Below are 12,766 nucleotides of genomic sequence, written 5' to 3'. Positions count from 1 at the left end.
GGTCAGACGGCGGCGTTGTAGAACTGTGCGGTATCGGCATGAACCAGCTGTTCTGCCAGCGCGGCCTGTTGCTGGTTATCGCCCATTTCTGTTTCGAACACCTGCGGGTTCAGCCCCAGTTTGCCAAACAGAATGAGATCTTTATCTTCCGCCGGGTTAGGCGTGGTCAGCAGCTTGCAGCCGTAGAAAATGGAGTTGGCACCGGCCATAAAGCACATCGCCTGCGTCTGTTCGCTCATCTGTTCGCGACCGGCGGAAAGACGGACATACGACTGCGGCATCATGATGCGCGCCACGGCGATAGTGCGGATAAAATCAAACGGATCGACGTCGTCGTTATCGGCCAGCGGCGTGCCTTTCACTTTCACCAGCATGTTGATCGGCACGCTTTCCGGCGGCACCGGCAGGTTCGCCAGTTGCATCAGCAGACCGGCACGGTCTTTGACGGTTTCACCTAAACCAACAATCCCGCCGGAGCAGACTTTAATGCCCGCGCCGCGCACTTCCGACAGCGTATCCAGACGTTCCTGATAGCTGCGGGTGGTGATAATGCTGCCGTAAAATTCCGGCGAGGTATCCAGATTGTGGTTGTAGAAATCCAGACCGGCATGCGCCAGACGCTGCGCCTGCGAGGTGTTCAGCGTGCCGAGCGTCATACAGGTTTCCATCCCCAGTTCTTTCACGCCCTGCACCATTTGCTCGAGGTACGGCATGTCACGGTCGTGCGGGTTTTTCCACGCGGCGCCCATGCAGAAACGGGTTGAACCGGCGGCTTTCGCCTGACGGGCGGATTCAAGCACCTGCTCGACTTCCATCAGACGTTCAGATTCCAGCCCGGTTTTGTAACGGGAACTCTGCGGGCAGTATTTACAGTCTTCCGGACAGGCACCGGTTTTGATCGACAACAGCGTACTGACCTGAACCTGACGCGGATCGAAGTGCTGGCGGTGAACCTGCTGCGCTTCAAACATCAGCTCAAGAAAAGGTTTGGAAAACAGTGCCTGAGTTTTTTCAAGCGTCCATTGGGTGCGGGTAGTCATGCGACAACTCCAAAATAAATGTTTCGTGAACGTTTTTATGGTCGGTATACTGTCAACCATTCTCAATTCGTTTTAGTTTACGGTCAACGAGAATTACATTTTTTAGTTTACAATTTACCGCCCGCAGGAATCCTTTATGAGCCCCGCCGATATCGAATTCGACCAGCGCCACATCTGGCATCCGTACACATCCATGACCAAACCGCTGCCCGCATATCCGGTGGAATCCGCGTCCGGCGTGCTTTTACATCTGGCCGACGGGCGTGAACTGGTGGACGGCATGTCGTCCTGGTGGGCGGCGATCCACGGCTACAACCACCCGCAACTGAATCAGGCAGCGGTTGAGCAAATTGGCAAAATGTCGCACGTCATGTTCGGCGGCATCACGCATCCATCGGCTATCGCGCTGTCGCGTCGTCTGGTGGAAATGACGCCTGCCGGGCTGGAATGCGTGTTTCTGGCGGATTCAGGTTCGGTCGCGGTGGAAGTGGCGCTGAAAATGGCGATGCAATACTGGCAGGCGCGTGGCGAGAAACGTCAGACGCTGCTGACGCTGCGCAACGGCTATCACGGCGATACCTTCGGCGCGATGTCGGTCTGCGATCCGCAAAATTCGATGCACAGTTTGTATCAGGGCTATCTGCCGCAGCATCTGTTTGCCGACGCGCCGCAGAGCCGTTTTGACGGCGAATGGGACGAAGCGGACATTGCGCCTTTCGCCAAAATGCTCGATGAAAACCACAGCAAAATTGCCGCAGTGATTTTAGAGCCGGTGGTTCAGGGCGCGGGCGGGATGCGGATTTACCATCCGCTGTATCTTAAACGGGTGCGTAACCTGTGCGATCAGTACGGCGTGCTGCTGATTGCCGATGAGATTGCCACCGGTTTTGGCCGCACCGGCAAGCTGTTTGCCTGTGACCATGCGAAGATTTCGCCGGATATTCTCTGCCTCGGCAAAGCGCTGACCGGCGGCTATATGACACTTTCCGCCACGCTGACCACGCGGCATGTCGCTGAAGTGATCAGCAACGGCGAAGCGGGTTGTTTCATGCACGGCCCGACGTTTATGGGCAATCCGCTGGCCTGCGCGGTCGCTAATGCCAGCCTGCGTTTATTGTCGGAAAACCGCTGGCAGGCGCAGGTGCTCAATATCGAGAAACAGCTGAAAAATGAATTACTGCCGCTGGCCGGACATCCGGCAGTGGCCGACGTGCGCGTGCTCGGCGCGATTGGCGTGGTGGAAATGCGCCAGCCGGTCAACATGGCGCAACTGCAAAAACATTTCGTGGAACAGGGCGTGTGGATCCGTCCGTTCGGCAAGCTGATTTACCTGATGCCGCCGTACATCATCACGCCGGAAGAACTCCGTAAACTGACCGGTGCCATTGCCAGCGCCCTCTATTGATCACACGGCGCTGACCAGCCGGTGCGACGTTGATAACAGCGCGCTCAGCTTTTCCCGGCTGAGACGCGCCTGTTCATTGAGAAAATCAATCGCCACTTTCAGCGCGGGCGTCGGGTTTTCCGGATACAACAACGTATAAGACGCGCCGCTCGCCACGCAAAGCGGAAAAGGCGCAATCACCCTGCCCGCCTGCAAATCATCTTCAATTAACGTCAGATCGCCGATCGCCACGCCATAACCCTGAAGTGCCGAATTAATCGCCAGATCCAGCGTGTCGAAATGCTGTGATTTCTCCGACGGCAACCCCTGCACGCCCTCTTCCCGCAGCCACAAAAGCCAGTCGCGGCGGTCGCGGGTCGGGTGCAGCAGCGTTTTATCCGCCAGATCGGCAACCGCAGTTTTCCCTTTATGGCGGGGCAAAAAATCCGGCGTACAGACCGGCGTCAGCACTTCGTCAAACAGATGATGCGCGCGGCGCTGCGATTCCGGTGGCCGCCCGAAAATCACGGCGGCATCAAAATGCTCATTGCTGAAATCCACGCCGTGCGCAATCGAGGCCGTCAGTTCGATGCGCATATCAGGCCGGTCGTTTTGCAGCTGGATCACGCGTGGCAATAACCAGCGCATCGAACATGTCGGGCATTTGATCCGCAGCGTATCCGGGTGTGAACCGACGCGTTTGAGCGCATCACCCATCAGCGACAGCGCCTGCTGTACGGGCGGTAATAGTTGCGCCCCGCGCGGGGTCAGCGTCAGCCCGCGGGCCTGACGTAAAAACAACGGATACCCCAGCGATGTTTCCAGCCCGGTTATCTGACGGCTGACCGCGCCCTGCGTGATGTGCAGCAACGTGGCGGCATGCGTCAGATTCAGGGTTTGCGCGACGACGGCAAAGGTTTTTAGCACGTTGAGCGACGGTAAATTCAGTGCATTCAGATACGACAGTTCAGGCGAAAGTGTCACGGAGCCCCCGGTAAATTCAGCATTTAGCCATGACGGCTGATCATGGCGAGTATGACAAATTTTCCATTGTCGGCACAGGCGAACTGCTGCTTAATCGTTAAACACCCGTTTTAACCTTCTCATGGCCGCCCGGCCTGTTTCCTTTGGGGAAAATGCTATGAAAAGCGCGATGTCGCCGCAGTCTAAATTACCGGATGTCGGCACCACTATTTTCACCGTGATTGGCCAGCTGAGCGCCGAGCACAATGCCCTGAACTTATCGCAGGGCGCACCGAATTTCTCCTGCCAGCCTGCGCTTATCGACAGCGTTGCCAAAGCCATGCGCGACGGTCATAACCAGTATGCGCCGATGAGCGGCGTGGCCGCGCTGCGCCATGCGCTTTCCGCCAAAGTTGAAGCGCTTTACGGTTGCCATTATGACGCCGACAGCGAAGTCACCGTGATTGCCAGCGCCAGCGAAGGCTTGTATTCCGCCATCAGCGCGCTGGTGCATCCGGGCGATGAAGTCATTTATTTCGAGCCGTCGTTTGACAGCTACGCGCCAATTGTCCGCTTACAGGGCGCAAAACCGGTGGCGATCGGCCTGTCGATGGAGGATTTCAGCATCGACTGGGATCAGGTCGCGAGCGCCATCAACAGCCGCACGCGCATGATCATCATCAACAGCCCGCACAACCCAACCGGCGCGATTTTCACTGATTTCGACATCGAACGTCTGACGGCGCTGACCACAGACACTGACATCGTGATTTTGTCGGACGAAGTTTACGAGCACGTAGTTTTCGACGGCGAGCGCCACGAAAGCATGGCCTGCCATCCGCAGCTGGCCGGGCGCAGCGTCATTGTGTCGTCGTTCGGCAAGACCTATCACGTCACCGGCTGGCGCGTGGGCTACTGCCTGGCACCGGCGGAACTGATGGACGAAATCCGCAAAGTGCATCAGTTTATGGTGTTCTCCGCCGACACGCCGATGCAGGTTGCGTTTGCCGAAGCGCTGGCCGATCCGCAAAGCTATCTCGGTCTGGCGGATTTTTATCAGAAAAAACGCGATTTGCTGGCGGAAGCGCTGAGCGAATCCCGCTTTGAATTACTCCCAAGCCGTGGCAGTTTCTTTATGCTGGCGCGTTTTAGTCATTTCAGCCCGCTGACCGACGATGAATTTGTGCTGAGCCTGATCCGGGATCACCAGATTGCTACCATCCCGCTGTCGGCCTTTTACAGTAATAACAAACCCACCGGGCTTATCCGCCTGAGCTTTGCCAAAGATAACGACACGTTGTATGAAGGCGCACGCCGTCTGTGTCGCGTCTGAGCCTACTTTCTGATACCGCAGGGGAATTGTGAATAATGAAAAAATTGAAAATCGCATTGCTGTTAGGTTGTGCCGTGGCTTCTTTTTCTGCGCTGGCAGACGGTTCCACGCTGAAATTCGGTCTGGAAGCGCAGTATCCGCCGTTTGAATCCAAAAGCGCCACCGGCGAATTGCAGGGCTTTGATATTGATTTGGGTAATGCCGTTTGCGCCGCGGCCAGCGTGAAATGCGAATGGTACGACACCTCTTTCGATGGCCTGATTGCCGCCCTTCAGGCGCGTAAATTCGATGCAATCAACTCCGCCATGAACGTAACCGAAAAGCGTCGTCAGGCGATCGATTTCACCAACGTGATTTACCGCGTACCGACGAAGCTGATTGCCAAAAAAGATTCCGGCCTGTTGCCGACCGTTGATGCGCTGAAAGGCAAACATATCGGCGTGTTGCAGGGCTCGATTCAGGAAAGTTACGCGCAGGCGCACTGGGCACCGAAAGGCGTGGATATTGTTTCTTATCAGGATCAGAACCAGGTGTATCTGGACTTGTCCTCAGGGCGTCTGGACGGCACGTTAGTGCTGGCTCCGGCGGGCCAGAGCGGATTCCTGTCACGCCCTGATGGCAAGGATTACGGCTTTGTCGGCGACGCCGTGCGCGACGATAAAATCCTCGGCAGCGGCATTGCCTTCGGCCTGCGCAAAGGTGATGCCGCGCTGAAAGAAAAACTCGACACCGCTATCGCCAAAGTGCAGAACGACGGCGTAGTTAAGACGCTTTCGAAGAAATATTTCGGCGATATTGATGTGAGTGTGAAGTAATTTTTTTCTGCGCCTCACCTGTATTCTGGTGAGGCGCAAATCCTGCCACTGACTGTCTTTTCTTCTCAGTACTCAGAATTCACAATCACTTCTTCGCCAAAGATGCCGGCCTGCGGTAACGGTTTATAGCTGGAGTTTGACGCACGTAATACGCGGATGCCGCGCGCACCGGCGGCCTGTGCGGCGGTGATGTCGTTGTCCGAATCCCCGTAGAAAATCTTCATCTGCTTATCTTTCAGCCACTGCGTTTTGGTGTTCTGCCCGGCTTTGTCACCGGCAAAAATCACCGGATTTACTTTGTCTTGCGGGATCTGGAAATCATTCTGCAAGGTTTTGGTGACGGATTCGGTTTTGGTTTCACTGCGCCCGGTAACGAAATAAATACTGTCGCCGCGTTTGAGGTGCATGGCAATCAGGCTTTTCGCCACGTCTTTCGGCATGCTGAACTCGTCCCAGCCGTTATTCATTTTTTCCCAGAATTTCGGGTTTTTCAGATAGTCCTGTTTGCCCGGAGAAAACTCCAGTTGGCCGCGGTAAAAGCCCGGCGAAGAAAACAACACCGTGTCATCAATATCGAAACCCACCGCCAGCGGCGGACGGCCTTGCAGACTGTTTTCAATTTGCGCGACAGAAACCCAGTGAACCGGCGACTGTTGGGCGAGTTGTGCAACGTTAACGCCCGGATACAGCGGTGCGGGCGCAGCGTCTTTTGCCGTCGCCGTTTGGCCAAGGCTGAGCAGCAGGAAAACGGCACTGAGTGCCAGAGGTGTTTTATGCATCGGGATCCCTTTTTTATGCTTATTAATCTGAAAGATAAAACGGAGCAAGTGGTCAAAAACCTTACCGAACATACCTGCGCCCTTAACAGACTTAAAGGGATTTCTCGGACAAAGTCATAGGAAAAGATGAGGGTCACAGTTTGGGGATAAAACGCATGACTCATAAGAACATGGCATAAACCGCTTCATGCGAAAACAACTTCGCGTCCTATACTTATTCCCAATTACGTCGACTTTTAACTCTCTTATATGAAACGGGAAGGTATTGGTATGTCTCAATCTCAGTCTGAAAACCGCCGCATCGTTCTGGCGTCCCGCCCTCATGGTAAACCTGTTGATGACAATTTCCGTCTGGAAAAAGCCCCGCTGCCCGTGGCCAAAGAAGGCCAGCTTTTGTTGCGCACCGTCTGGCTTTCTCTTGACCCTTACATGCGCGGGCGGATGTCCGACGCGCCTTCGTATGCCGCGCCGGTGCAAATCGGTGAAGTGATGACCGGCGGCGGGGTGTCCCGCGTGGTGGAATCCCACAGCCCGGATTTTAAGACCGGCGATCTCGTCATGGGCAGAACCGGCTGGCAGGATTACGCCGTCGTGAACGCGGATGAAGTGAAAAAGCTGGAAGGCGCTGCGCTTAAGCAACCGTCTCTGGCATTGGGCGTGCTGGGGATGCCGGGCTTCACCGCGTTTATGGGGCTGCTGGATATCGGCGAACCGAAACCGGGCGAGACGCTGGTGGTCGCCGCAGCCACCGGGCCGGTCGGATCCCTGGTCGGACAAATCGGTAAAATCAAAGGCTGCCGCGTGGTGGGTATCGCCGGGGGTGAAGAGAAATGCCGCTACGCCGTGGAGCATTTCGGCTTCGATGAATGCTTAGATCACCGCGCGCCGGATTTAGATCAACGTCTCAAAGCCGCCTGCCCTGACGGCATCGACGTTTATTTCGAAAATGTCGGCGGCGCGGTGTTTGACGCGGTTCTTCCGTTGCTCAATACCAAAGCCCGTATTCCGGTATGCGGTCTGGTTTCGCAATACAACGCCACCGGCCTGAAAGAAGGTCACGACCGCCTGTCACTGCTTGCCAGCACGATTTTGAGAAAGCGACTGCGCATGCAGGGATTCATTATTTTTGATGATTACGGCCATCGTTATCCGGAATTTGCAAAGCAGATGGGCGAATGGTTTGAAGCAGGGAAAGTGAAGTTCCGCGAAGATGTTGTTGAAGGGCTGGAAAACGCACCGCAGGCGTTCTTCGGTCTGCTTGAGGGTAAAAACTTTGGCAAACTGGTCGTTCGTGTCGGGCAGGATTGATCCCTGACTGCGTCCACAGGAGGTAACATGAAATTACTGATTGTATTGACATCGCACGATAAACTCGGCGAAACCGGCAAGAAAACCGGTTTCTGGCTGGAAGAATTCACCGCACCGTATTACGAATTTCTGGATGCCGGTGCGACATTGACGCTGGCGTCGCCGAAAGGCGGGCAACCGCCGCTGGATCCGAAAAGCGATGAGCCGGATGCCCAGACTGAAACCACGGCGCGTTTTCGTCAGGATAAAAGCGCTCAACACGCGCTCGCCACAACGGTGAAACTGGCGGAGGTGAATGCTGCTGATTTCGACGCTATTTTTTATCCCGGCGGCCACGGCCCGTTGTGGGATCTGGCGGAAGACGCGCATTCGGTGGAGCTGATTAAGGCGTTCTGGACGGCAGGCAAACCGGTTTCCGCCGTTTGCCACGCGCCCGGCGTTTTGCGCAATGTGCTGCTTGACGATGGCACGCCGCTGGTCAAAGACAAACGCGTGACCGGGTTTAGCAACAGCGAAGAGGACGCCGTCGGGCTGACGGACATCGTGCCTTTCCTGGTGGAGGACGAGCTGAAAAAGCACGGCGGCGATTACAGCAAAGCCGCTGACTGGCGTCCGTATGTAGTCACCGACGGCAAGCTGATCACCGGGCAGAATCCGGCCTCGTCCAAAGCCGTCGCACAAGCCTTGCTGAAATTGCTGGGCGGCGCAGAGATCAGCAAATGATCTGACGCGGCTTGCGGCAAAGCATCACTGACAGTGATATACAGCTGATTCCTGTGGTATAAAAGACGCAGAAAAGGTGGTCAGTTTTACTGGCCGCCGTTTTTTTATTGCGGCAATGGCCGCGACATTGAAAAAAAGAATAACTTTCTTCATCAAGGAGTCAGTCACAGTGAAAATTTCCACCCTGTCACGCGCGTGCGCTATGTTGTCCGCCAGCCTGATTTTGGCGGCATGTAGCAGCAGTCATCAAGGCTTATCCAGCCAGGTTGCGCCGGGCACCGCGTCACTGCCCGTGTTATCAGCGGACGAAGCGGCCAACTTCACAGCGAAAAATTATCTGGCCTTTGGCGGCCCTTCTTTGCAGGTTCAGCAACAGGGCTGGTTCCCTAAACTGGCAAGCACTGACGCGGCGAAAACTAACTTTGTGGTTGGCCCGCAGTTAGGCACCGATGGCGCATCGTATTCCACCGTACAACAGGCGGTAAATGCCGCACTGGCCGTGCGTAACCACGGTGAGCGTATTTTCATTAAAATCCTGCCGGGCACTTACAACGGCGCGGTTTACATTCCGGCTGGCGCGCCGCCAGTGACCTTATTCGGGGCAGGTAACAGCTCTGCGGATGTCACGCTGACGCAAACGCTGGAAGCCTCTGCGGCACCAGCGGCGTACCGCGCAACCGTCAGCCCTAACGGCCAGTTCCTGCCGGGTGACCGCGCATTCTATATGTTCCAGAACTGTGCGAATCTGACGACCGAAACCATCGGCACAGGTTGTACGGCGACCGTCTGGTCACAAAGCAACGGCCTGCAAGTGCAGAACCTGACCATTGGTAACGCCCTGCTTGATACCGTTGACGGCGGCGATCATTCGGCCGTTGCTTTGCGTACCGACGGCGACAACGTGATTCTCGACAACGTCCGTCTGATTGGCCGCCAGAACACCTTTATGGTGAACACCGCCAACATCCACAACCAGACCGACAACAGCCGTTACAGCCGTGCTTACGTGCATAACAGCCTGATCGTGGGTGATGTGGATTACGTGTTTGGTCGTGCTAATGCCGTATTCGACCACGTTGAATTCCACACCGTCAGCAGCCGCGGCGTGAAACAGGCGTCCATCTTCGCACCGAATACGCCAGCCACAGCACCTTACGGTTTCCTGGTGATCGACAGCAATCTGACCGGCGACCGGGGTTTCGAGCAGGCAGCAAAAGCGAAAATGGGCCGCGCGTGGGATGCTAACGATGCCAGCAGCCAGCTGGTCATTCGCGACAGCAGCTTCGACAACAGCTACGACCAGATGAACCCGTGGGGCGACGCCGTCTTCTCCGGTCATCCGTTTGTGGGCAACGTGCCGAAAGATGAAAAACAGCAGCGTAACCTGAATGACACCAACTTCAACCGCCTGTGGCAGTACAACAATGTGCTGACTCAGCCTGCGAAGTAATTCAGTCTGACGCAATAAAAATGCCGCAGGAGGAAACTCCGGCGGCATTTTTTTTACCTGAAAATCTTACCGGTTATGCCCTTTCATTGCCGAGACGGAATACCGAAACCGTGCGTTCCAGATTCAGCGCCTGTTCATCGAGCGACGCCGCAGCACTGGCGGACTGCTGAACCAGCGCGGAGTTCTGCTGTGTCACGGTGTCCATTTCGGCCACGGCCAGCGCAATCTGGCTGATCCCCCGGCTTTGTTCATCCGACGCCGACGCAATCTCATGAATGATCTGCGTAACGTGACGGACGGAACCGACAATCTCTTCCATCGTATCGCCTGCTTTCTCCACCAGCGTTGAGCCGTTATTCACGTTGGTCACCGATTTTTCGATTAACCCTTCGATCTCTTTAGCGGCCTGCCCGCTGCGCTGCGCGAGGCTGCGCACTTCGCTGGCAACCACCGCGAAGCCGCGGCCCTGTTCACCGGCACGCGCCGCTTCAACGGCGGCATTCAGCGCCAGAATGTTGGTCTGAAAGGCAATGCTGTTGATGACGGTGGTGATTTCAGAAATTTGCTTCGAACTGACGGCAATCTCTTTCATCACGCCCACCACGTCGGTGACCAGTTTGCCGCCGCGTGCTGCCGTCACGGCCGCATCAGACGCCAGCTGGCTGGCCTGCGTAGCGTTATCGGCATTCTGTTTCACCGTCGAGGTGAGCTGCTCCATGCTGGCCGCCGTTTGCCCCAGCGCTGCCGCCTGTTCTTCAGTACGCGCCGACAAATCAATGTTACCCGCTGCAATCTCACTCGAGGCACGCGTGACCTGAGTCACCCCTTCCCGGATATCACCGATGATGCCGTGCAGGTTTTTATTCATGCCTTCAATCGCACGGGTCAGTTGCCCCACTTCGTCATGACTGTGGCTGGTGGCGTGCGTTGAGAGGTCGCCTGCGGCAATCCGTTCAGCGGTGGCAAGTGTGCGGCGCAGCGGAAGTGTCAGCCCGCGCGTCGTGCGCCAGGAAATCAGCACGCCCACGATCACCGTCGCGGCGATAATCGCCAGCATTTCCTGAATGGTTCGGGTGACTTCTTCGTGCAGGTTGCCCATTTCATGATCGAGCAGCGTATTGGATGCGGACGTCAGCGCCAGCCCGGCCTGCGCCAGCTGTGCGGTGATTTGTTGCAGATCGCTGCCTGCCGGAGGATTAAGCGTTTGCTGCCAGCTTTCGCGGTAACGGCGGATGTTTTCAGGCATGGCGTCCACCAGAGGCTGATCTTCGGCATCCCAGGAATAGGCCGCGACCTGCGCCTGCCGGGCTTCGAGCTTATCCAGCGCCTGGCGGTTTTCCTCAACATATTTTGGGTCTTTGCTGGCCATGTATGAAAGCCGGGAAAATTTTGCACCGCTGAGCAAATCGTTAACGGTTTTAAGCAGCGTGGCCTTTTCGGCGCGTTGGTTGATGCTGGTCAGATGATAAATACCCGACACAGCGATAAAGGATCCCAGCAACAGCACCAATGCAAAACCGGCACCGAGTTTGCCAGCGATGGTGGCATGACGAACTTTGCCAGCGATCCCTGAAAGTACATTCATTTTCTTCTCCCTGATTTCCAAATGGACTGACTCTGAAGTGGCAATGCCACCGAAGAATGAGTGAATAACGGGAGAGTTATCGACCGGCAATGATTAACATTTAGAGAGAAGTTAAAATATTTCTTATCAATCGCCCGAAAGGTTCAGGCAATAAAAAAGCCCCTTATTACAGGGGCTTGATCATTATTCCGTGGCGGTATTATTGAGATGTTAAAACATAAACATTAGACAATCTCACTAATACACCAGAGTGATTAATCAATTTCCAGAATGCTTACCCACATCGGCGCTTTGCCCACCGGGTAGGTTTTCAGCGTGGTCAGCTGGCCGTTTTGCGGATTGATTTTCGCCACTTCAATGGCATCGGATTTCTGGCCCGCCGTGATCACGTACTGGCCGGTGAAGTCGATATTGAAACCCCGCGGCTGAGTTTGCGTCGCATGGTGCCCTGTGAGCGTAAGCTCGCTGCCATCTTCGGAAACCGACAGAACAGAAATCAGGCTGGCCGTACGGTCTGAGGCGTAGAGGAATTTTCCGTCCGGCGTGATGTGCAAATCGGCCGCCCAGCAGGTGCCGGTAAAATCAGCCGGCATCACGCCGAGCGTCTGAACCTGACGATATTCGCCGGTGCCGACGTCTTTCTGGTACACATCAACGCTGCTGTTGAGCTCATTTACACAGTAGGCAAAGTGATGATTCGGGTGGAATGCCATGTGGCGCGGACCGGCACCTTCAGCTGTCCGCAGCTCGCTGGCGGTCTGATGTGGTGTCGCTTCGCCCTTCTGGCTGAAATCGTACTGACGAATGCGGTCCTCTTTCAGCGCCGGGATCATCAGCAACTGATTGGTCGGGTCAATATTGGCAGAGTGCGGCGCCTGGATGTTTTCCAGAACCTGAACCGGTGCCAGCGCATGACCTTTTTCATCCAGCGGATGAATGCTGACGTTGTTGAAGCTGTAAGAAGCCGAGAACACAAAACGCCCCTGAAGGTCGATCCCCAGATGCGTCGGGCTGCCCGGCAGCGGAGCCATCGCGGCTTCTTCCAGTTTCCCTTCGTGGTCAATATGGTACGTCAGTACGCCAAACTCCGGGCGCACGCCGACATACAAACGATGACCGTCAGGATGGAGCACCATCGGCTGAACCTGTCCCGGCACTTCCACCGTTTGCAGCAGGCTTAGTTCACCATTATCCGCCAGATGAAAAGCGTGGATTTGCTGGCTATCAGGGCTGGCAACGTAGACGACTTGCTTCATCACATCTCCTTATTAAAAACCGAATGAGTGGGTAGACTTTTTAAAAGCGTAGCTCAGGTTAACACGATAACTCAACGCACTGGCGGCACTAAAGGTGCCGGATCCAAGGTTTAATTAGCAGGCTTAACAC

General features: G+C 55.6%; 11 protein-coding genes. 6 read left to right on the top strand and 5 right to left on the bottom strand.

Annotated features, from left to right (window positions below):
• Positions 1–2 precede the first annotated feature (2 nt).
• Positions 3–1,040: a biotin synthase BioB gene (bioB, locus tag J8X26_RS19010; protein ID WP_152325478.1), complete on the bottom strand. Its 1,038-nt coding sequence runs from the start codon at positions 1,038–1,040 to the stop codon at positions 3–5.
• Positions 1,041–1,176: 136 nt separating this feature from the next.
• On the opposite strand from bioB, the gene bioA reads away from it, so the two are divergent.
• The gene (gene bioA, locus J8X26_RS19005) at positions 1,177–2,445 is read left to right on the top strand and encodes an adenosylmethionine--8-amino-7-oxononanoate transaminase (protein ID WP_165059509.1); all 1,269 of its coding nucleotides are present in this window, start codon (positions 1,177–1,179) and stop codon (positions 2,443–2,445) included.
• Here the strand turns inward: bioA and J8X26_RS19000 are convergent, their stop codons facing one another.
• Positions 2,446–3,408 carry a LysR substrate-binding domain-containing protein gene (locus J8X26_RS19000; protein ID WP_152325476.1) on the bottom strand — a complete coding sequence of 321 codons (963 nt, stop codon included), beginning with the start codon at positions 3,406–3,408 and terminating at the stop codon, positions 2,446–2,448.
• A 157-nt stretch (positions 3,409–3,565) separates the two neighbouring features.
• Here J8X26_RS19000 and J8X26_RS18995 point away from each other — a divergent pair, with 157 nt between their 5' ends.
• Both J8X26_RS18995 and J8X26_RS18990 read left to right on the top strand, forming a co-directional pair.
• Positions 3,566–4,720: a methionine aminotransferase gene (locus J8X26_RS18995; RefSeq protein ID WP_152325475.1), complete on the top strand. Its 1,155-nt coding sequence runs from the start codon at positions 3,566–3,568 to the stop codon at positions 4,718–4,720.
• Between the two features lie 35 nt (positions 4,721–4,755).
• Complete coding sequence (locus tag J8X26_RS18990; RefSeq protein WP_208951617.1) at positions 4,756–5,535, top strand: ABC transporter substrate-binding protein; 780 nt, start codon at positions 4,756–4,758, stop codon at positions 5,533–5,535.
• A gap of 65 nt (positions 5,536–5,600) precedes the next feature.
• Here the strand turns inward: J8X26_RS18990 and aphA are convergent, their stop codons facing one another.
• Positions 5,601–6,314 (bottom strand): acid phosphatase AphA, encoded by a 714-nt coding sequence (gene aphA / locus J8X26_RS18985; RefSeq protein ID WP_208951616.1) that lies wholly within the window; start codon positions 6,312–6,314, stop codon positions 5,601–5,603.
• A gap of 270 nt (positions 6,315–6,584) precedes the next feature.
• On the opposite strand from aphA, the gene J8X26_RS18980 reads away from it, so the two are divergent.
• The 3 genes from J8X26_RS18980 (at position 6,585) to J8X26_RS18970 (ending at position 9,795) form a co-directional block, all read left to right on the top strand.
• Positions 6,585–7,622, top strand: a complete 1,038-nt coding sequence (locus J8X26_RS18980; protein WP_208951615.1) for an NADP-dependent oxidoreductase — start codon at positions 6,585–6,587, stop codon at positions 7,620–7,622.
• Between the two features lie 27 nt (positions 7,623–7,649).
• The gene (locus J8X26_RS18975) at positions 7,650–8,345 is read left to right on the top strand and encodes a type 1 glutamine amidotransferase domain-containing protein (RefSeq protein WP_152325471.1); all 696 of its coding nucleotides are present in this window, start codon (positions 7,650–7,652) and stop codon (positions 8,343–8,345) included.
• 169 nt (positions 8,346–8,514) lie between these two features.
• On the top strand, positions 8,515–9,795 hold the full coding sequence (locus tag J8X26_RS18970) for a putative acyl-CoA thioester hydrolase (protein ID WP_195814144.1): 1,281 nt from the start codon (positions 8,515–8,517) through the stop codon (positions 9,793–9,795).
• Positions 9,796–9,868: 73 nt separating this feature from the next.
• Here J8X26_RS18970 and J8X26_RS18965 read toward each other — a convergent pair whose 3' ends face one another.
• Together J8X26_RS18965 and pgl are read right to left on the bottom strand one after the other, a co-directional pair.
• A complete protein-coding gene (locus J8X26_RS18965) occupies positions 9,869–11,380 on the bottom strand; it encodes a methyl-accepting chemotaxis protein (RefSeq protein WP_195814145.1) in 1,512 nt (503 codons plus the stop codon).
• A 254-nt stretch (positions 11,381–11,634) separates the two neighbouring features.
• A complete protein-coding gene (gene pgl / locus J8X26_RS18960) occupies positions 11,635–12,636 on the bottom strand; it encodes a 6-phosphogluconolactonase (protein WP_165059503.1) in 1,002 nt (333 codons plus the stop codon).
• Positions 12,637–12,766: the final 130 nt, after the last annotated feature.

The organism is Rahnella sp. ChDrAdgB13, from assembly GCF_017655185.1.
Classification (GTDB): Bacteria; Pseudomonadota; Gammaproteobacteria; order Enterobacterales; family Enterobacteriaceae; genus Rahnella; species Rahnella contaminans.
This window is presented reverse-complemented; position numbering and strand designations above follow the sequence as displayed.

Bases quoted from the DNA above. Each gene is read 5' to 3' on its own strand.
- bioB (WP_152325478.1), bottom strand. From the start codon at position 1,040: ATGACTACCCGCACCCAATGGACGCTTGAAAAAACTCAGGCACTGTTT.
- bioA (WP_165059509.1), top strand. From the start codon at position 1,177: ATGAGCCCCGCCGATATCGAATTCGACCAGCGCCACATCTGGCATCCG.
- J8X26_RS18995 (WP_152325475.1), top strand. From the start codon at position 3,566: ATGAAAAGCGCGATGTCGCCGCAGTCTAAATTACCGGATGTCGGCACC.
- J8X26_RS18990 (WP_208951617.1), top strand. From the start codon at position 4,756: ATGAAAAAATTGAAAATCGCATTGCTGTTAGGTTGTGCCGTGGCTTCT.
- aphA (WP_208951616.1), bottom strand. From the start codon at position 6,314: ATGCATAAAACACCTCTGGCACTCAGTGCCGTTTTCCTGCTGCTCAGC.
- J8X26_RS18980 (WP_208951615.1), top strand. From the start codon at position 6,585: ATGTCTCAATCTCAGTCTGAAAACCGCCGCATCGTTCTGGCGTCCCGC.
- J8X26_RS18975 (WP_152325471.1), top strand. From the start codon at position 7,650: ATGAAATTACTGATTGTATTGACATCGCACGATAAACTCGGCGAAACC.
- J8X26_RS18965 (WP_195814145.1), bottom strand. From the start codon at position 11,380: ATGAATGTACTTTCAGGGATCGCTGGCAAAGTTCGTCATGCCACCATC.
- pgl (WP_165059503.1), bottom strand. From the start codon at position 12,636: ATGAAGCAAGTCGTCTACGTTGCCAGCCCTGATAGCCAGCAAATCCAC.